This window comes from Sorangium sp. So ce1153 (assembly GCF_051521595.1).
Classification (GTDB): Bacteria; Myxococcota_A; Polyangia; order Polyangiales; family Polyangiaceae; genus Sorangium.
This window is the reverse complement of sequence record NZ_CP150361.1, coordinates 3476259-3496185: the sequence shown is the minus strand read 5'-3', so window position 1 is coordinate 3496185 and position 19927 is coordinate 3476259. Positions and strand designations below refer to the sequence as shown.

Here is a 19927-nt window from a genome sequence, read left to right as displayed (position 1 = left end):
TACCGGAGCTCGCCAAGACGGCGCCGCTCGCCACGGACGTCCAGCGCGGGGCAGATCCGCGCGAGCGCTCGGGTCCGCGAGCGCTCGCGCGGCGGTTGCCAGCGCGCCGCACGGCGGTGATACTTCCTCCGAGGAGCACGCTGTCATGGCCGCCGCTGCACCGCTCATCGCCCCCCCAGCCGAACACGCCGGCACGGTCGCGCCAGAGGGCTCGGAAGACCAGCTCTTCATCGTGCATGACGTCTCGTGGGAGGAGTACGAGACCCTCCTGGCGGTCCTCGGCGATCGTCCCGGCGTGCGCGTGACCTACTGCGAGGGAGTGCTGGAGCTGATGAGCCCGGGCGGACCACACGAAGGGCGGAAGAAGCTCCTGGCCCGCCTCGTCGAGGCCTACGCCGAGGAGGCGGATCTGCCGCTCAGCGGGTACGGCAGCATGACCGTCCGCAGGCAACTCGCGAAGCGGGGCGTGGAGCCGGATGAGTGTTTCGTGCTCGGGACCGTGGAGGACGGGGGAATCCCGGAGCTCGCGATCGAGGTCATCGAGAAGAGCGGGACGATCGACAAGCTCTCCGTCTATGCCGGGCTCGGCGTACCCGAGGTCTGGTTTCTGAAGAAGGGGAAGCTCTCCGTCCACGTCCTCGGTCCGGATGGCTACGCCGAAGCGGGGCGGAGCCGGTTCCTGCCGGGCCTCGACGTCGCGGAGCTGATGCAGTTCGCGCAGCGCGCGGGGGACCAGACGACGGTGGTGCGCGCGTGGCGAGCGATGCTCAGGGAGCGGCGCGCCAGGTAGCTCGGTCCGGCCACAGCCACGACTCGCCACGCTGAGCTGGCCAGCGCGATGCGCCTCCACTAGGCTTTGCTGCATATGTCTGCCGTGGTCGCCAAGGTACAGCACGGTCGCATCCAGCTCGATGAATCGACCGATCTCCCCGACGGCACGATGGTCCACCTCTACATCGTCGACCAGGGCGACGAGCTCGACGATGAGGAGCGGCAGGCGCTGGATGACGCGCTCGAAGACGCCGCTCGAAGCGTCGCGCGCGGTGAAACGATCGCGGCGGAGGACGTGCTGCGCATGCTCGACGCCGACGGATGAGGGCGGCGATTCACTTTTCGCCACAGTCGCTCGCGCAGCTCCAGGCTGCCCACACATGGTGGAAGAACAATCGGCCCAGCTCACCGCGACTATTTCGTGAGGAGCTCGCCGAAGCGCTCGCGCTGCTCCGGACGGCACCGATGGCCGGCGCGCCGTATCCGCATCGCAAGCTGCGGGACGTGCGGCGCATCGTTCTCCAGAAGACCCGCTACTACCTGTATTACGTCGTCGGCGCTGACGGCGTGACGGTCCTCGCCGTGTGGAGCGCCCTGCGCGGCCGTGCCCCCAGGCTCCGCTGAGCGTCGAAACCTCGGGTGCACCGACGCAGCACCACTCCGAAAACGGGAGCGATGGAACCGGGATCGGCCGCGGGGATCTCGAGGCTCCAGCCGCCCCCCGGGCCGCGCAAGGCCTGCCCCTCGCCTATCCCCCGCCCCGCGCCCGCGCCGCGCACGCCGCCGCGATCGCCTCCGCCCCGGCCTCGCGCGCCGCGATCTCGCACGCGCGCCACGCCGCGAGCCGCTCCGGCCCGGCCGCGCCGCGCGGGGCGGCCGCGACGCGCGCCTCGACCGAGCGCGCGAAGGCGTCCATCGCCGCCTCGTCACCGCGCTCCGACAGGAGCGCGCCCAGCGTGAGCGCCGCGTGCGCGGCCTGCCGCTCCGCGCCCGGGTACATCGACTCCGCGAGCGCGTCGGCGAGCGCCGGGACGTCCCGTCGCGCCGCCGCCTCGCGCGCGCGCACCTCCGGCGACGCGGCCTCGGCCCCCGCGACGCCGAGGCGCCGCTCCAGGTAGCCGACCACCGAGCGGGCGACGCGCTGGAACGAGGCGAGCCCGTCGGTCGGCACCTCCAGCACCCCGCCCCCGGCGCGCGCGCCCTCCACGTCGAGGTCGAGCACGATCACGAGGTCTTCCCGCTCGCCGATGATCAGGAGGTCGGGCGCCCAGTCGAGCGAGCGCTCCTCGGCGAGCCACGCCGTCGCCCGCGCGATGTCGCCGCGCGGCAGGAGCAACGTGCCGTCCGGGAGCGCGAGGCCGTCCGCCGCCGCGTAGAGCGCCGCGACGTCCGGCGGCTCGGCGAGCCCGGCAGGCCACGCGCCCGCGCCCTCGCCCGTCGAGGCGGGCCGCGCCTCCACGCCGGCGCGCGCGAGCAGCGCCGCGACGCGCGACGCGAGATCGCCGCCCGCGCTCACGGCGCCGGCACCCGGCCGTGCGGCGCGGCCGCGAGGTTCTCGAGGAAGCCGTGGGCCTGCGCCGCCGCCGCGGGCACGTCGAAGACAACGAAGTGACCGTCGCTCCGCTCGGCGACGGGCCACTGCGCCAGCACCCCCGAGGCGCGGCCGCCGGCGAGGTTGCCAGCGAGCCCGCCGGGCGGCACCTCGACCGGCCGAGGGCCGCCGAAGCCGTACTCGCGGATCGGGCGCTGCGTGGGCGATTGCAGCGGCAGGCCCATCGCGAGCGCGTGCGCCTCGATGCCGCGCGGCGGCGCGTAGGTGTCGCCGGTGCCGTCCGGATTGATGCCCTCGGTCATGTAGATGCTCTTCGGCGCAAAGCCGTCGCGGGGCGCGACGAACAGCCGCGCAGCGTAGTGGATCGGATCGACCACGTCGACGATCGACTGGGCGAGCGAGATCGCCGGGTGGAACTCGTTCACCTCGCCCTCCTCCTCGCCCCGGAGCCCGAGGAAGACCGCCTTGACGAGCCCCGCGATGCTCGGCGGCGGGTTCGTCTTCTCGAGCAGGGTGACCGACATGACGGCCGACGCCCCGGAGAGCACCCCGCCCCGCGCCGAGTCGTCCGCCGCGAGGAAGAGCGGGCCGTTCAGGCCGCCCTGGGAGTGCCCGAAGAAGAGGATCTTCGACGGGTCGAACCGGATCTCCTCCCCCGTGCTGGACACGCCGGCGGGCACCTTCATGCGCGACTCGGTGAAGAGGCGCGCCCGCTGCACCTCGTCGAGCGCGGACTGGCGCGCGTTCGTGCGCGCCGCGGCCACGTTCTGCACGTTGTAGAAGAGGAGCCCGGCCTGCGCTGGATCCCGCGGCGCCTCCGGGCGCGCGCCGTGGAAGATCTGGTCGACGCCCATGACCGCGAGGCACCGCCGCGCGAGCTCCAGGCCGGTGTGACTGCGGACGTAGGACCGGTAATCGCCGCCCGTGCCGTGGGCGTAGAGCACGACGGGGTAGCCGGCCTCCGGCATGGGGCAGCGGCTCGCGGCCGGGACCGTGATCGAGAAGCGCAGGTCGAAGTAGCCGGCGATCACCGGCTCGCCGTCCTTGGTCCGGAAGCCGCCGCCGTCGGCGTGGCTCGCGTACGGGGCGCGGCCCACCTGGTAGCTCGGCGACGGCCCGTAGACGCCCGCGTACTCGTCCCACGTCCGCTGGTGGTTCACGAGCCGCCAGAGCGCGGGCCGCGCCTCCGGCGGCGGCACCTTCGCGAGCAGGTGATCGCGCAGCGCAAAGAGCTCCTCGGTGGGGTCGGAGGTGGTGAAGACCGCGAGGTGAACGACGCGCGTCCGGTCGACGCCCGCGGCCTCGATCTCGTCCACCGCCGGCGCGAGCGCCTCCCGGGCGGTCGCCACACCGGCGGTGGCCGGGTCGATCCCGAGCGCCTGGCGCAGCTCCGGGCTCGCCTCCACCGGGCCGCCGCCCTCGCCGCGCAGGGCGTCCGTGACGACGAGCGCGTACCGCGTCCGCGGCCGCAGCGGGAAGCCCATCACGGGCATGAAGGCGAGGGTATTGGACGGCCAGTAGACGCCCGCCTCGCGCCGGAAGTAGACCGCGATCGGGCGCCGCTCACCGCGCGCCGGCGAACCCGGATCGACGTCGATGAGCTGCACCGCGCCGAGGGGGCTCATGGCGAAGGCGGGCGTCGACGGCAGCGAGGAGACGTCGATCGGCCCGGCGAAGCGCAGGAACCCCGCCGCCGCAGGGGAGAAGCCGTCGAGGACCGAGTCCAGCTCGCGGACGTACTCGTCGAGGATCCGGAGCCGACGCGGGTTGTGGTAGCCGTCGAGCCGCACCGCGCCGCCCTCGCGGCGCAGGTCGCTCGGCCACGGCGCGTCGAAGAACCGCTCTCCGCGAAGCTCGCCCTGCGCAGGCGAGACCCAGATGGACGAGACGCTCGGGCCCGCGTCGGCGCAGCCCAGCGCGGCGACGAGCGACGGTGCCGCGATCATCGCCGTGGCGAACGAGGGACGCATGGCGAGATGGTGGCGCACGCGCTCGTCCAGATCGACCGGGAGCGCGCGCTCGAGCAACCGGCCAGGCGCGGCGCGGCGCGGCGCTATGCGCGGGACGGCCGAGCGCGCCCGCTATGCGCCCGCCCTCGACAACCGGACGCCGCGGCAGGCCGCGTCAAGGGTGACTTCGGCCTGTGCTTCATATATATATGATTTAGGTGCTCCGCATGTCCCTGGAAGGCAGGATCGCGCTCGTCACGGGCGGAGGTCGCGGCATCGGCCGCGCGATCGCCGAGCGGCTCGCGCGCGAGGGCGCGCGCGTCGCCGTCGCAGGCCGCACGCAGGCCGAGATCGATGAGGTGGCGGCGGCCGTCGGCGGCGTCGCCGTCCAGCTCGACGTGGGCGACCGCGAGGGCGCGCGGGCGGCGCTCGCCGCGCTCGAAGCCCAGCTCGGGCACGTCGACGTGCTCATCAACAACGCGGGGGCGGCCGAGAGCGCGCCGTTCGACCGGACCACCGACGCGCTCTGGGACCGCATGTTCGCGGTCAACGTGACCGGCGCCTTCGCGCTGTGCCGCGCCCTCATCCCGGGGATGATCGCGCGCGGGTTCGGGCGCGTCGTCAACGTCGCCTCCACCGCGGGGCTCGTGGGGTTCGCCTACTCGACCGCGTACTGCGCGTCGAAGCACGCCATGGTCGGGATGACCCGCACGATCGCGCTGGAGATCGCCCGGACGCCGGTGACCATCAACTGCGTCTGCCCCGGGTGGGTGAACACGCGGATGACCGACGAGGCGATCGCGCGCATCGCCGCGAAGACCGGCCGCGGCGAGGACGCGGCGCGGCGGTCGCTCGAGGCGATGTCGCCCCAGGGCCGGATGGTCGAGCCCGAGGAGGTCGCGCTCGTCGTGTCGATGCTCTGCAGCGACGAGGCGCGCGGCATCCACGGCCAGGCGATCCCGGTCGACGGGGGGCAGGTGATGCGGTGAAGGGCGGCCTCGCGATCGTCCAGCCCGCCGGGTGGCCGGCGCCGCGAGGCTACGCGAACGGCGTCGTGACGCGCGGCAGGACGCTGCACGTCGCGGGGCAGATCGGGTGGGACGCCGCGTCGGGGCAGTTCCAGAGCGACGACATGGCCGAGCAGTTCGCGCGGGCGCTCGACAACGTGCTCGCGGTCGTCGCGGCCGCCGGCGGCGGGCCGGGCGACGTCGCGCGGATGACCGTCTACGTGACCGACCTCGACGCGTACCGGAGCGCGCGCCGCGCCATCGGCGCCGCGTGGCGCGCGCGGTTCGGCAAGCACTTTCCGGCGATGGCCCTCGTCGGCGTCGCGGGGCTCGTCGAGCCCCGCGCGCTCGTCGAGATCGAGGCCGTCGCGGCGGTCGACGAGCCCGGCGAGGGCGCGGCGCGCCGCGAGGTCCACGCGCCCGGCGCGCCCGACCGGGACGAGGGCGGCCTGTGAGGCGCGGGGCGCCGGCGAGGCGGCCGCTCGCCGTGGTCCCCCCGCCCGAGAGCGCGCGCGGCGACCAGGCGGCCGTCCGCGCCTGGGTGCGCATCCTCGCGGTCCACAAGCGCGCGCTCGCCGCGATCCGCGAGGACCTGGAGCACGAGATGACCCTCCCGCGCTTCGACCTCCTGGCCAACCTCGTGCGCAGCGACGGGCAGACGCTCGCGTCGCTCTCCCGCAGCATGCTCGTCACGGCGGGCAACCTCACCGGGCTCGTCGACCGCGCGGCGCGCGACGGCATGGTCGAGCGGCGGGCCGATCCGAGCGACCGCCGCGCGTGGCGGGTGCACCTGACCGCCAAGGGGCAGCGCGCGTTCCGCGACGCCGAGCGGCGCCACGCCGCGCGCGTCGCCAGGGTGTTCTCCGGGCTGAGCCCGGCCGAGATCTCCACCCTGACGCGGCTGCTCGACAAGCTGCGCACCACGCTCCGCGAGCCGGACATGCCGGCCCCGTCCCGCCCCGGCAGCGCCGCCCGCGCGCACGCCGAGCGCGGCGCGCGCAGCCCGCCGCGGCGCACGCGGACGAAGCCCTGACCGCGCGAGACACGCTTCCCGAAGCGCATTGAACCGACCAAGAGAGGCCCCATGACCCTCAGCCCCCGCTCCTTCCAGCTCGAGGTAAGCCGCGGCGTCGCGGAGATCACGCTGAGCCGCCCCGACCGGCTGAACTCCCTCACCTTCGAGGTCTACGGCGAGCTCACGGCCACCTTCCGCTCGCTCGAGCGCTCGGCCGCGCGCGCGGTCGTGCTCACCGGCCAGGGGCGCGGCTTCTGCTCGGGCGGCGACGTCGAGGGGATCATCGCCGAGCTCTTCGCGCGCGACGCGCGGGGGCTGCTCGAGTTCACCCGCGTCACCGGCGCGCTGATCCAGAGCATCTGCGAGCTCCGGCGCCCGGTCGTCGCCGCGGTCAACGGGGTCGCCGTCGGCGCCGGCGCGGTGATCGCCGCCGCCTGCGACCTGCGCATCGCCGCGGCGAGCGCCCGCTTCGGGTTCATCTTCCCGAAGGTCGGCCTCTCCGGCGCCGACATGGGCGCCTCGTACCTCCTGCCGCGCATCGTCGGCCACGGCCGCGCCGCCGAGCTGCTGTTCTTCGGCGATCTCGTCGGCGCCGACGAGGCGCTCCGCATCGGCCTCGTGAACCGCGTCGTCCCCGACGGCGAGGCGCTGCTGGCGGCGCGCGACTGGGCCGAGCGCCTCGCGCGCGGGCCGGCGTTCGCGCACGCGATCACGAAGCAGATGCTGGAGAGCGAGCGCACGATGCCCCTCGCCGCCGCGATCGAGGCCGAGGCGCAGGCGCAGGCCCTCTGCATGGCGCACCCCGACTTCCGCGAGGCGTACGAGGCGAACAAGGCGAAGCGCCCGCCGCGCTTCGAGGGCGCCGACCCGGGCGACGCCGCGGCGCCTGCCGCCGTCGACTCGGACGCGGCCCCCACCCCGAGGTCCACCGGCCAGGCGACGCCCCGCTCATGACGAAGCTCGCGCTCTCCTCGGCCGATCTCCCGGTCTTCTTCGAGGAGCGCCACGCGGCGCTCGCGGCGCGGCTCACCCCCGAGGCGCTCGCGCCGCTCGCCGGGGCGCGCGACGCCGCCGACGTGGCGCGCCGCATGGGCGAGCCGCTCGGGCTCTACGCGCACCTCATCCCCGAGGCGCTCGGCGGCGCGCCCGCGGGCGCCGGCCGCGCCGCGGACAGGGCCGCCATCGACGTGCGGTCGCTCGTCCTCGTCCGCGAGGCGCTCGGCCAGGTCTCGCCGCTCGCCGACGCGATCTTCGCGGTGCAGGGGCTCGGCTCGTACCCGGTCGTGCTGGCCGGCAGCGACGCGCAGCGCCGCGAGATCCTGCCCGGCGTGCTCTCGGGGCGGCGGATCGGGGCCTTCGCGCTGACCGAGCCCGAGGCGGGCAGCGACGTCGCCTCGCTGCGGACGGAGGCCCGTCGCGAGGGCGACGGGTGGGTCCTCGACGGCGAGAAGGTGCTGATCTCGAACGTGCCGCTCGCGCACCACCTCGTGGTCTTCGCGCGCACGAGCGCGGCCGCTCCGCAGCGCGGCGGCGACGCCGGCGGGCGCGGCGCCGGGCGCGCCGCGATCACCGCGTTCCTCGTCGACAGCGGCGCGCCCGGCGTCTCCGCGGAGCCGCTGCCGATGTCGGTCCCGCACCCGATCGGCCGGCTCCGCTTCGAGGGCTGCCGCGTGCCGGACAGCGCGCGCCTCGGCGAGGTGGGCGGCGGCTTCAAGCTCGCGATGCAGACGCTCGACGCCTTCCGGATCTCGGTCGGCGCGGCGGCGAACGGGATGGCGGCGCGCGCGCTGCGCGAGGCGATCGCGCACGTCACGCGCCGCAGGCAGTTCGGCGCGCCGCTCTCCGATCAGCAGATGGTGCGCGCCTACCTCGCCGAGATGGCGACGGAGCTCGACGCGGCGCGCCTCCTCGTCGCCCGCGCGGCCCACAAGCGCGACACGGCGGGGGAGGCGGGCGGCGCGGCGGCGCGCGTCTCGACCGAGGCGGCCATGGCGAAGATGTTCGCCACCGAGGCGGCGCAGCGGATCATCGACCGCGCCGTCCAGCTCCACGGGGGCATGGGCGTCATCGAGGGGACCGAGGTGGAGCGGCTCTACCGCGAGATCCGGCCGCTGCGCATCTACGAGGGGACGACGGAGATCCAGAAGCTCATCATCGCGAAGGGCGTCCTCGAGCGCGCGGCCGCGGAGCTCCCGGCGGACGAGCCCCCTCCCGGCAGGGCGCCGTAGCGATGTGGAAGCCGCCGGAGAGGCTCCGCCACGCGCTGCCCCGCGACGAGCCCCCGACCGCGGACGAGGCGGCGCGCGCGCGCCTCTTCTCGCCGCTCCGCCTCGCCTCCGGCCTCGAGCTCGCCGAGCGCTCGTGGGTGCCGGCGATGGTGCCGTGGCGGGCGACGGAGGACGGCCTCGTCACGCAGGAAGTGCTCGACTGGTACGGCCGCTTCGCCGACGGCCAGCCCGGCGCCCTCGTGGTCGAGGCGACGGGCATCCGCGACGTGCCGAGCGGACCGCTGCTCCGCGCCGGCCACGATCGGTTCATCCCGGGGCTCCGGGAGCTCGTCCGGACGGTCCGCGCCCGGAGCGGCGGCCGGACGCGCGTGTTCCTCCAGCTCATCGACTTCCTGCGCATCCGCAGGCGCCCGCCGAAGGACAGGTTCCTCCGGCAGTTCCTGGAGGTAACCGGCGCGCACCGGGCCGCGCTCGCCGGGGCGCTCGGCGAGCCGGGGCTCCTCGACGCGCCGGAGCTCGAGGTGCGAGAGCGGCTGCTCGCGCTCGACGACGACCGGCTCGCGGCCGTGCTCGCGCCGCGCGAGCTCGAGGCGCTGCGCTTCGGCGAGCGGGAGCGCGTCACCGACGTCGCGCTCCCCCACATCCGCGACCTGCCGCGCGCGCTGCCCGGCCTGTTCGCCGACGCCGCGGCGAGGGCGCGCGAGGCGGGCTTCGACGGGGTCGAGCTCCACTACGCGCACGCCTACACCATGGCCTCATTCCTCTCGGCGCTGAACACCCGGGCGGACGGCTACGGCGGTGACCGCGAGCGCCGGGCGCGCCTCCCGCTCGAGGTCTACGCGGCCGTGCGCGCGGCGGTGTCGGCCCGCTTCACGGTGGGCTGCCGCTTCCTCTGCGACGACGTCATCGCGGGGGGCAACCGGGTCGACGACGCGGCCTTCTTCGCGCTCGCCTTCGCGCGCGCCGGGATGGACTTCCTGTCGCTCTCGACCGGCGGCAAGTTCGAGGACGCGAAGCAGCCGAAGGTCGGCGAGGCGGCGTACCCCTACACCGGCCCGAGCGGGTACGAGTGCATGCCGACCGCCCTCTCGGACGCGGTCGGGCCGTTCGGCCGGCAGATCCCGAAGCAGGCGCAGATCCGGCGCGCCGTGCGCGCGGCCGGCATGGAGACGCCGGTCGTCGTCGCGGGCGGGATCTGCACGTTCGCCCAGGCCGAGGCGATCCTCGCGCGCGGCGAGGCGGACCTCATCGGGGCCGCGCGGCAGACGCTGGCCGATCCGGACTGGTTCCTGAAGGTGCGCCTCGGGCGGGGCGGCGAGGTACGCCGGTGCATCTACTCGAACTACTGCGAGGCGCTCGACCAGCGCCATCGACCGGTGACGTGCCAGCTCTGGGACCGCGAGGGGCTCGACGAGCCGGGCGTCGCGACGACGGACGGAGGGAAGCGGCGGCTCACGGCGCCGCGCTGGGGGCGAGGGGCGGGCGGGCGCGCTTAGCGCGGGGACGGCGAGAACAACGGACACGCGCACGCGCACGCGCACGAACGACGGCAGACGGAGGACGGCAGACGGTAGACGGCGGACGGCGGACGGCGGACGGCAGACGAGGGACGGAGGAGGGAGGAGGGGGACGAGGGATGGGGGATGAGGGACGGAGGCTGGGGGCGAGTGAGCGAGAGGAGCCGTGACGATGGACGCACCGACATTCCCTGACGAGTTCAACCTCGCCGACTACTACCTGTTCGACCGGCTGCGCGAGGGGCTCGGCGACAAGGTCGCCCTGCTCTTCGGCGATCAGCGGCACACCTACGCCGACGTCGCCGAGAAGGTCCGCAGGCTCCGCGCGCATCTCGCCGTCGAGGACGTCGCGCCCGAGCAGCGGGTGCTCATCATCCTTCACGACTCGCCCGCGTTCGTGTGGGCCTTCTTCGCGGCGCTGAACCACGGCGCCGTCGTGGCGATGGGCAACCCCGAGGCGCCCGCTGCCGACCTCGCGTACCTCGTCGAGTACACGCGCGCCGCGGCGGTCGTCACGATCCCGCGCGTGGCCGAGTCGATCACGGGCGCGCTCGCCGCCGCGGACCTCCGGACGCTCGTGCTCGTGCCGGAGGTCCCGACCGGCGGCGACCTCGAGGCCGAGCTCGCCGTCTCGCCGGCGCTCGATCCGATGCGGGGGATCTCGCTGCGCGACGCCCTCGCGCAGGGGCGCGCCGCGCTCGTCCCGAAGACCGCCCTGCAAGGCCCCCGCCCCACGCGGCGCGACGACGTCGCCATCTGGCTGTTCACGTCGGGCTCGACCGGCAGGAGCAAGGCGGCGATCCACACGCACCGCGACTTCGCCTTCAACACCGAGTGTTACGCCAAGCGGACCGTGGGCTACCGGAAGGACGACATCACGGTCTCGGTGCCGCGCCTCTTCTTCGGCTACGCCACGGGCACGAACCTGATGTTCCCCCTCGCCGTCGGCGCCACGGCTGGCCTCTTCGTCGAGCGGCCGACGCCGGAGTCGCTCGCGCAGTACATCGAGCGCTACCGCCCGACCGTGGTCACGAACGTGCCGACCATGATGAGCAAGCTGCTCGACCACGACGACGCCCGCGCCGCGCGCGGCGAGGCGCGCCTCGACCTGTCCAGCGTCCGCTTCCACCTCTCCGCGGGCGAGGCGCTCCCGCCGGCGCTCCTCGAGCGCTTCCGCGCGCGGTTCCACGCGGACGTCTACGACGGCATCGGCTCCGCCGAGATGTTCCACATCTACTGCACGAACCGCCCCGGCGACGTGCGCCCCGGGTCGCTCGGACGCGTCGTCGAGGGGTACACGATCAAGATCCTCCCCTCGGACGCGGCCGGGCCGGGCGCACCCGAGCTCGCGCCCGGCGAGACCGGCGTGATGTGGGTGAAGGGCGACTCCGTCGCGATCGGCTACTTCCAGGATCGCGAGAAGAGCTGGGGCACCTTCCACGGCCACTGGTGCCGCACCGGGGACCTGTTCCGCATGGACGGCGACGGCTACCTCTGGTTCAGCGGGCGCGCCGACGAGCTGCTCAAGGTGGGGGGCGTCTGGGTCGCGCCGGTCGAGGTCGAGGAGTGCCTGGCCGAGCACCCGGCGGTCAGCCTCGCCGCGGTGATCGGCGCCGAGGAAGAAGGCCTCGTGAAGCCGAAGGCGTTCGTCGTCGTGCGCGACGACGCGCGCGGCCGCATCGCCACGGAGGAGGGGCGGGCCGCGCTCGCCGGGGAGCTCAAGGCGTTCGTGAAGGACCGGCTGAGCAAGCACAAGTACCCGCGGTGGGTCGTCTTCCTCGACGACGTCCCCAGGAACGACCGCGGCAAGGCCGACCGCAAGGTCCTCCGCCAGCGCGAGGCCGCCGGCGAGAACCCGGCGGGGTTGTAGAGGGCGCGGACGTGCCGGCCGCGCCCCGCCTCGCCGAGCTCACGACGGCAGAGCTCGCCGCGCTCCTGTCGGCCGGCGCGCCGTGCGTCGCGCTCGTGCCGGTCGGGTCGGTGGAGCCGCACGGCCCGCACCTGCCGCTCGGCACGGACACGCTCATCGGCGAGGCCGCGGCCGAGCTGGCCGGCCGGCGGCTGTGGGAGCGGGGCGTCGCCGCGCTCCTCGCGCCGCCCGTCGGCTATGGCGTGACCGACTTCGCCGCGGGCTTCGCGGGCGCGATCTCGATCCCGGCGCCCGCGCTCACCGCCTTCCTGCGCGCCGTCGCGGAGGCCTACCTGTCGGCGGGCCTGTCGCACGTCTGCTTCATCAACAACCACCTCGAGCCGGAGCACGACCGCGCGGTGCGCGCCGCCACGGTCGACCTGCCCCCGGGCCGCGCCTCCGTGGCCTGCCCGCTCGCGCGCCGCTGGGCGCGGACACTCTCCGCCGAGTTCCGGAGCGGCGCCTGCCACGCGGGCCGTTACGAGACCTCCCTCGTCCTCGCCGCGGCCTCCGCGCTCGTCCGCAAGGACATCGCCCTCGGCCTGCCGGACCTCGGCGTGAGCCTGTCGGAGGGCATCCGGGCGGGGGCGAAGAGCTTCCGCGCCCTCGGCATGGCCGACGCCTACACCGGCGCTCCGCGCGAGGCCTCCGAGGACGAGGGCCGCGCGCTGCTCGATCTCCTCGCGACGATGATCGTCACGGAGGTCGAAGAGGGCCTCTCCCGAGCGACGGTTCCGGATTCCCCTCCTGGACAGGCGACGCACAGGTAATTCAGCTGACCAAGTCGGACCCAAAAAGCCCCGCAGGCCGAGAAAACTGCGGTGGCTGGGCCGGCCGAGCCACGCTGAGCAGCCGAGTGGTCCGACAGGCAGTCAGGTAGGCGGAAGCAAGCGAGTCTGCTCCGTCGCCCCCGCTCACACGCAGCCAGTCGGCAAATATCCGCCAGCCCGCCACGCCGCGCTGCCGCATCGCGAGCGGCAGCGCAAACAGCGCTCGACAACCGCCGGCGAAGAGCGCAATACTAACTAGTTTGTGCCGAACCAGAAATCAGCACAACGAGACTTTTCACAACAAATCTCTGTTCGCGATTGACGTATTCCGATTGAAGACGTAAAACGGTATCGTTTTCCTCGCGTGCCGATCGAAGCCAAGACGATCCGACCGCTGACCTGTTGAGAGGTGAGGCGGCGCGCAGGTGGATGATGGGTTTGGCAGGAGCGCGCTTTTGTTCTCCTGCACAGGGGCATCACATGTGGCCTCGCGGGCGGAGCTCGCCTGGCGACGCGGATCGGAGAGTATCATGAGGAATCACACGGTCATTGGCGGGTCTCGGCATCTTCTCCTGGCCTCCCTCGTCGCCGCTTCCGGCGCGGCGCTCGCCGGGTGCGTCGCGTACGACGCGGGGGACGAGGAGATCGGTGATGCGCAGCAGGCGGTGACGGTGTGTGTGGACATCCAGGGGACCGCCGCCTTCAAGGATGCATTCCTGTTTCAAGGGAGCCCCACCACCAACTATGGCTGGGGACCGGACATGTATGCCGGCATCCACGCGTCGTCAGGCACCATGCAGTCTGCTGTGCTGGAAGCCAACCTCTCGCAGGTTCCCGCTGGCGCCACGATCGTCTCGGCGGACCTCTCCCTGTCCGTCAAATCATGGACTCCCGATACGGTCCGCATACGCCGGATCACGGCGCCCTGGGATCAGCACACGATCACCTGGAACTCGCATTCGGCGTCCAAGGGCGCCGCGGTCGAGGGCAGCTTCGCGGTTGGAAACACCACCCGGTACACGGTCAGCCTCACGGCGCTCGTGCAGAGCTGGGTGAACGGCAGCATCCCGAACTACGGGATCATGTTCGAGCAGGACGCGAATCGCACCCAGCTCAGAACAAGCGAGATCGACGCATCACAGCAGCCGATCCTCCGAGTCTGCTATGACAGCGCAACGGGCTCCAGCTCCGCGACGACCGGCACCACGGCCACGTCCAGCGTCAGCTCCTCCACCAGCAGCACCACAGCGACGTCCAGCGTCAGCTCCTCCACCAGCAGCACCACAGCGACGTCCAGCGTCAGCTCCTCCACCAGCAGCACCACAGCGACGTCCAGCGCCACCTCCTCCACGACCAGCGCCTCCACGTCGGGCTCCGGCGGCGCAGGCGGCGCGGGCGGCGCGGGCGGCGCGGGCGGCGCGGGCGGAGGCGGTGGCGGCGGCGTGCCTGGCCTGCCGATCAGCTGCAGCACCAACACGCCGGGCGCAGGCGCCAACTGCGGCGTGAACGGGAGCGATGACTGCTGCTCGACGCTCCCGGTTCCCGGGGGCACGTTCAACCGGCTCAACCTCACGAGCCTGCCGGCCACGGTCAGCGACTTCTATCTCGACAAGTACATGGTCACGGTGGGGCGCTTCCGGCAGTACATCGAGCGGACCGGCGGCCCGACGCAGGCCAACCCGCCGCCCGTCGGCGCCGGCGCCCACCCGAAGATCCCGAACAGCGGCTGGGACCCGTCGTGGAACTCGAAGCTCACGGCCGACACGAACGGGCTCAAGACAGCGCTCATCTGCGAGCAGTGGGACTGGCCGTCGTGGAGCAACGCCCCGGGAGCCGAGGAGAAGAAGCCGATCGTCTGCGCGACGTGGTACGAGCTGTTCGCGTTCTGCGCGTGGGACGGCGGCCGGCTGCCGACCCAGGCGGAGATCAACTACGTGTCTGCCGGCGGCAACCAGCAGCGCATCTACCCCTGGGGCGGCGCCAGCGTCGAGGACATCGAGCTCGACGACGCCTCCTGGTGCTGCCAGGGCGACGGCACCGTCGCGGGCTCCTGCAAGACGTCGTATCCCTCGCTCTACCCGTGCAGCCCGTCCGACCTGACCGAGGTCGGCAAATTCCCGAACGGCGCCGGGCGCTGGGGCCACCTGGACCTGGCCGGGAACGCGTACAAGGCCACCCGCGACGGCTCGGATATCTATCAGCTGCTGGTGCCCTGCAACGACTGCTCGCGGCTCGACAACAACTCCAACACGCGCTTCATGCACGGCGGCAGCTTCCTGGCCGCCGGGTACAAGCAGACGACGGACTTCCAGGCCTCCTACCGGAGCGACGATCGCCGCTACTACGTCACCGCCATGTGCGCGCGCGATCTGTGAGCTGAAGCGGGGAAAGCGCGCTGGACCGAGCTCTTCAGCTCGCGTCCGGCGCCGAAAGGCACGGCCATCGCCGGGCTGCACATCATGGTCAAGCCGAGATGCCGTGCTTCCTGAGCACCGCGCCGAGAAAGCTGCCCGCTGCGAGGCGCTGCTCCGGGCGCCGCCGTGAGCCAGCGGCCCGCGCCTGATTCCGCTGCCGCTCGAGGACGAGCTCGGGGCGGACGACGTCGGTGCGCCGGCGGGTTGCGCTGGAGCTCCGGCGATGCGGAGCCAGGCGCGCAGACGATCGTGTAGGCAAAAGCGTGCATATCTACTCGGGCGCCATCCATCCCTCCATCGATGATTGGACTGAGTGACAAAATGCACCACCGTCCCGCGCGCTCCGCGTGACCGCTGGACGCGAACGCGGAAACGTGGGCAACGTCGCCAAACAGGCCTCCGCGGCGCTCGGCAATGCTCGGCAATGCTCGGCAATGCTCGGCAAGGACGACGGGCTCGCGCAGCGCCATTAATTTTTTGCACCGGCACCACAAACAGCATCAACAGGTCTTCGACGGCGAATATCCATTCGTTGATTGACGCATTCCGATGAGAGCCGTACGCTGATATCGTTTTGCTCGCGCGCGGTCGCGCGGCTCTGACGACGAAACGATCCGACGGCTGACCGGATGAAGAAGACGATGCTTCACGGCGTGCAGGCAGATGTGGCTTCTTGCTGCGCGCACGCCGGCGCTCCGGCGCGACGGCATCATGAGCGGCCTGGAGGGCGGAGCTCGCCCGGCGACGCGGCTCGGAGAGCACCATGAGGAATCGATCGTTCGTGAGAGGGTCCCGGCATCTGCTTCTCGCCTCGCTCGCCGCCTCCGGCGCGGTGCTCGCGGGGTGCGTCGACGCGCAGGACGCTGGCGGCGAGCTCATCGGTGAGGCGGAGCAGGCGGCGACGGTCTGCGTGACCCTCAAGCGCACCGGGGACACGGGCGTGGTCAGGGATGCGCTCATCCATACCAGCCATGCTGACGCCACGCTCACCGGAGGCGACATGTACGCCGGCGAGAGCAACGGGGCGCACATGCATGCGCTGATCGCGTTCGATCTCTCGTCGATCCCGCGCGACGCCCTCATCGTCTCCGCTGACCTCTCTCTTCACATGGGCGCCGCGACACCCGAAGTGATGCGCGCGCACCGGGTCACGAGGGCGTGGGACGAGAGCAAGGTGACGTGGAACTTGCACTCGGAGGCCTGGGATCCCGAGGTCCTGGGGACCCTCAAGGCGAGCGCGTTGTACATCTACGGCTACCACACGCTCAGCCTCACGGGGATCGTGCAGAGCTGGGTGAGCGGCGCCGTGCCGAACAACGGGGTGCTTTTCGAGCAGACCGCGAATCGCACCCACGTCAGGACGAGCGAGAGCTCGCTGGATAAGCGGCCGTATCTCGAGGTTTGCTACGACAGCGCCACGGGGACCGGCTCGACCACCACGACGAGCAGCTCCACCTCGGCCTCCAGCACCAGCTCCACCTCGGCCTCCAGCACCAGCTCCACCTCGGCCTCCAGCACCAGCTCCACCTCGGCCTCCAGCACCAGCTCCACCTCGGCCTCCAGCACCAGCTCCACCACCACCACCACGACGTCGAGCTCTGGCGGAGAGGGGGGCGCCGGAGGAGAGGGGGGCGCCGGGGGCGCCGGAGGAGGAGGTGGCGGCGTGCCTGGCCTGCCGATCAGCTGCAGCAGCAACACGCCGGGCGCAGGCGCCAACTGCGGCGTCGACGGGAACGACGACTGCTGCTCGACCCTCCCGGTCCCCGGCGGCACGTTCAACCGGCTCAACAACCCGAGCCTGCCGGCCACGATCAGCGACTTCCACCTCGACAAGTACACGATCACCGTCGGGCGCTTCCGGCAGTACATCGAGCAGACCGGCGGCCCGACGCAGGCCAACCCGCCGCCGGCCGGGGCGGGCGCTCACCCCAAGATCCCCGACAGCGGCTGGGACCCGGCGTGGAACTCGCAGCTCACCGCCGACACAAGAGCGCTCCGGACTGCGCTCATCTGCGATCCCTACGGCTGGCCGACCTGGAGCGACACCCCGGGAGCCAAGGAGAAGAAGCCGATCGTCTGCGCCACGTGGTTCGAGCTGTTCGGCTTCTGCGCGTGGGACGGCGGCCGCCTGCCCACCCAGGCCGAGATGAACTACGCCTCCGCCGGCGGCGACGAGCAGCGCCTGTACCCCTGGGGCGGCGCCACCGTCTCGGATATCACGCTCCAGGACGGGTCCTGGTGCTGCCAGGGCGACGGCTCCGTGGCGGGCGACTGCATCACCTCGTATCCGTCGCTCTATCCCTGCGCGCACACGGACATCACGGACGTCGGCAGCTTCCCCCACGGCGCCGGGCGCTGGGGCCACCTGGACCTCGCTGGCAACGCCTACAAGTCCACCCGCGACGGCGCCGACATCTACCAGCTGCTGATGCCCTGCAACGACTGCTCGCGGCTCGACAACCGCTCCAGCATGCGCTTCATGCACGGCGGCAGCTTCCTCGCCGCCGCGTTCAAGCAGACCACCGACTACCAGGTTGCCTACGCGAACACCTCGCGGCGCTACTACGTCACCGCCATGTGCGCGCGCGACCTGTGAGCTGAAGCCGCGGACAGCGCGCCGGACCGAGCGCTCCAGCGCGCGTCCGGCGCCGCCAGCCATGGCCACCGCCAGGCCGCGTCACGGTCGTGCGCCGACGCAAGCGCAAGGCGAAGCGAACACAGGCGCTGTCAGCATGCCGACGCGCGCGAGGGAGCGCCGAACTTGGCCCTCGCTCGCGCCGCCTGATACGCGCGCTCCGTATGCGCGTGCGAGGCTTTCTCCTGCTGCCGACGATTGCGCTCTCCGCGCTCAGCGTGAGCTGCCCGCATCCCGCCTCCGAGCCAGCCGCGACGTCCACCGCCCCCGCCCCCGCCTCGGCGGTCACCGCGCCGATCAGCGCCACGGTGCCGCCCCTCGCGGCCCCGGCGCCCGCGCCCGCAGATCCGGCGACCGCCGCGGATCCGGCCGGGCACGCGGCCACGCCCGGCGCGAGCGCCGCGACCGATCCGGCCGCGAGCGCCCTCACCGATCCGGCGGCGGACCTGGCAGCGCCGGGCGTCGACCCGCTCGCCCTGGCGGCGCTGCCGCCGCAGCTCGTCGACGACGGCTCGGACGAGCTGCCCAGGCTCGATCCGCCCCCGGCCACCCCGCAGACGCCGGCAGAGGAGGTCGACGAGCTCGCGAGCATCGCCAGGGAGACATGGATCTTCGCCGAGCCGCGCTGGACCAGCCGGCGCATCGGCTACCTGCGCGCCGGCGCCGTTGTCGCGCGCCGGCCGGAGCCGTCCGGCAGGGCGTCGTGCGGCGGGGGCTGGTACCGCATCGAGCCGAGCGGCTACGTCTGCATCGGCGCCAGCGCCACGCTGAACATCCACGACCTCGCGGTCGAGGCCTCGTCGCGCCGCCCCATCCGTCGATTCGCCGCGGCCGCGCCGCCCGCGCCGCCGCAGCTCCCCGGTCAGGCCACGCCCAGCGCCCCGCACGCGGCGCTCGCCGCGCTGGATGTCCGCGGCGAGGCCGCGCCCACGGCGCCCACGGACGCCGACGCGCCCCTCGAGGCCCACCCCGGCGCGGCAGGCGCAGCGCCCGGGGCGCCCGCCGGCGTCCTGGACGCCACCCCCGTGGCCCACCCCCCCACGCCGGAGGCGGAGCTCGCCGCCTGGCTCAACGGGCTGCCCTACGCGTACGTGATGTCGCGCTCCCCCACCCCGCCGCTCTACGCGCGGCTGCCGAGCGAGGACGAGCAGCGCAGCGCCGAGCCCGACCTCGGCGCGCACCTGCGCCGCGCCGCGACCGCCCCGCGCGCGCCCGACTTCGTCGCGCCGCCGCCCGCCGACGCGACGCCCTCGGTCCTGCTCTACGGCCGGCCGGCGCCGGGGCTCGCCGGCGACCGCCGCTCGCCCGACGCGCTCGTCCTCGGCCACGCCCGCACGCGCTCCGGCTTCGCGCTGCTCTCGACCTTCGACCACGACGGGCGCCGCTTCGGCCTGACCACCGACCTCACCGTCCTGCCGCTCGACCGCACCCGCGTCATCCGGCCGAGCGCGTTCTCGGGGCTCCAGCTCCCCGAGGGTGCCGGGCTCCCCGTGGCCTTCGCGAAGCGCCGCCACGCCGCGCGCCTCGTCCCGGGCGAGCGCGGCGGCCTCACGCGCGCCCCGCTCCGCTTCCGCGAGGCAGTCCCGCTTTCCGGCGCCTCCCGGCGCGTCGGCGGCGTCGACTACCTCGAGGCCCGCGACGGCTCGCTCGTCCGCGCCGACGAGGTCGTGCGCGTCGATCCGCTCCCCAGCGCGCCCGCGTGGGCGGTGCGCGGGCGGAAGTGGATCGACGTCTCCATCAACCAGCAGAGCCTCGTCGCCTACGAGGGCTCTCGCCCCGTCTACGTGACCCTCGTCTCGACCGGCGCCGACGGGCTCGGCGACCCGAAGACGACGCGCTCGACCGTCCAGGGGCTGTTCCGGATCCACACGAAGCACGTCACGGTCACGATGGATGGTGACGAGGAGGACGAGGATCCGTTCGACTTCCGCGACGTGCCGTTCGTCCAGTACTTCACCGAAGGGTTCGCGTTCCACGCCGCCTACTGGCACGACGACTTCGGCACGGCGCGCAGCCATGGTTGCGTGAACCTCTCGCCGCTCGACGCCGCCTGGCTGTTCGAGTGGACGACCCCCGAGGTGCCGGCCGCCTGGCACGGCGCGCTCTCGCTACGGAAGGGCACGCTCGTCTCCATTCGCCCCTGAGCGGCGCCGCTCGCCG

16 protein-coding genes are annotated in these 19927 nt (G+C 73.3%); 14 read left to right on the top strand and 2 right to left on the bottom strand.

What is annotated here, in order from left to right; genetic code table 11:
• The first annotated feature begins 145 nt into the window (after window positions 1-145).
• The 3 genes from WME85_RS12505 to WME85_RS12495 all read left to right on the top strand — a co-directional run bounded on the left by WME85_RS12505 (window position 146) and on the right by WME85_RS12495 (window position 1395).
• Window positions 146-790, top strand: coding sequence for a Uma2 family endonuclease (locus WME85_RS12505; RefSeq protein ID WP_437837966.1), 645 nt, complete (start codon window positions 146-148; stop codon window positions 788-790).
• A gap of 75 nt (window positions 791-865) precedes the next feature.
• On the top strand, window positions 866-1096 hold the full coding sequence (locus WME85_RS12500; RefSeq protein WP_437837964.1) for a hypothetical protein: 231 nt from the start codon (window positions 866-868) through the stop codon (window positions 1094-1096).
• Window positions 1093-1395: a type II toxin-antitoxin system RelE/ParE family toxin gene (locus WME85_RS12495; protein WP_437837962.1), complete on the top strand. Its 303-nt coding sequence runs from the start codon at window positions 1093-1095 to the stop codon at window positions 1393-1395. The genes WME85_RS12500 and WME85_RS12495 overlap by 4 nt, the downstream gene beginning before the upstream one ends.
• A gap of 124 nt (window positions 1396-1519) precedes the next feature.
• On the opposite strand, the gene WME85_RS12490 is transcribed toward WME85_RS12495, so the two are convergent.
• Both WME85_RS12490 and WME85_RS12485 read right to left on the bottom strand, forming a co-directional pair.
• On the bottom strand, window positions 1520-2287 hold the full coding sequence (locus tag WME85_RS12490; protein WP_437837960.1) for a hypothetical protein: 768 nt from the start codon (window positions 2285-2287) through the stop codon (window positions 1520-1522).
• A complete protein-coding gene (locus tag WME85_RS12485) occupies window positions 2284-4293 on the bottom strand; it encodes a hypothetical protein (RefSeq protein WP_437837959.1) in 2010 nt (669 codons plus the stop codon). The genes WME85_RS12490 and WME85_RS12485 overlap by 4 nt, the downstream gene beginning before the upstream one ends.
• A gap of 206 nt (window positions 4294-4499) precedes the next feature.
• On the opposite strand from WME85_RS12485, the gene WME85_RS12480 reads away from it, so the two are divergent.
• The 11 genes from WME85_RS12480 (at window position 4500) to WME85_RS12430 (ending at window position 19911) form a co-directional block, all read left to right on the top strand.
• Window positions 4500-5261: an SDR family NAD(P)-dependent oxidoreductase gene (locus WME85_RS12480; protein ID WP_437837957.1), complete on the top strand. Its 762-nt coding sequence runs from the start codon at window positions 4500-4502 to the stop codon at window positions 5259-5261.
• Window positions 5258-5734 carry a RidA family protein gene (locus WME85_RS12475; protein WP_437837955.1) on the top strand — a complete coding sequence of 159 codons (477 nt, stop codon included), beginning with the start codon at window positions 5258-5260 and terminating at the stop codon, window positions 5732-5734. The genes WME85_RS12480 and WME85_RS12475 overlap by 4 nt, the downstream gene beginning before the upstream one ends.
• Before the next feature lie 32 nt (window positions 5735-5766).
• Window positions 5767-6312: a MarR family winged helix-turn-helix transcriptional regulator gene (locus WME85_RS12470; RefSeq protein WP_436626749.1), complete on the top strand. Its 546-nt coding sequence runs from the start codon at window positions 5767-5769 to the stop codon at window positions 6310-6312.
• A gap of 51 nt (window positions 6313-6363) precedes the next feature.
• The gene (locus WME85_RS12465; protein ID WP_437837953.1) at window positions 6364-7248 is read left to right on the top strand and encodes an enoyl-CoA hydratase family protein; all 885 of its coding nucleotides are present in this window, start codon (window positions 6364-6366) and stop codon (window positions 7246-7248) included.
• Window positions 7245-8522, top strand: a complete 1278-nt coding sequence (locus tag WME85_RS12460; RefSeq protein ID WP_437837951.1) for an acyl-CoA dehydrogenase family protein — start codon at window positions 7245-7247, stop codon at window positions 8520-8522. Before WME85_RS12465 ends, WME85_RS12460 begins: the two co-directional genes overlap by 4 nt.
• Window positions 8523-8524: 2 nt before the next feature.
• Window positions 8525-10018, top strand: coding sequence for an NADH:flavin oxidoreductase (locus tag WME85_RS12455; protein ID WP_437837949.1), 1494 nt, complete (start codon window positions 8525-8527; stop codon window positions 10016-10018).
• 193 nt (window positions 10019-10211) lie between these two features.
• Window positions 10212-11909 (top strand): benzoate-CoA ligase family protein, encoded by a 1698-nt coding sequence (locus tag WME85_RS12450; RefSeq protein WP_437837947.1) that lies wholly within the window; start codon window positions 10212-10214, stop codon window positions 11907-11909.
• 11 nt (window positions 11910-11920) lie between these two features.
• Window positions 11921-12718, top strand: coding sequence for a creatininase family protein (locus WME85_RS12445; RefSeq protein ID WP_437837945.1), 798 nt, complete (start codon window positions 11921-11923; stop codon window positions 12716-12718).
• Window positions 12719-13248: 530 nt separating this feature from the next.
• Window positions 13249-15093, top strand: coding sequence for a DNRLRE domain-containing protein (locus tag WME85_RS12440; RefSeq protein ID WP_437837943.1), 1845 nt, complete (start codon window positions 13249-13251; stop codon window positions 15091-15093).
• Between the two features lie 802 nt (window positions 15094-15895).
• Window positions 15896-17728, top strand: a complete 1833-nt coding sequence (locus WME85_RS12435; protein ID WP_437837941.1) for an SUMF1/EgtB/PvdO family nonheme iron enzyme — start codon at window positions 15896-15898, stop codon at window positions 17726-17728.
• A gap of 203 nt (window positions 17729-17931) precedes the next feature.
• On the top strand, window positions 17932-19911 hold the full coding sequence (locus WME85_RS12430) for a L,D-transpeptidase family protein (protein WP_437837939.1): 1980 nt from the start codon (window positions 17932-17934) through the stop codon (window positions 19909-19911).
• Window positions 19912-19927 lie beyond the last annotated feature (16 nt).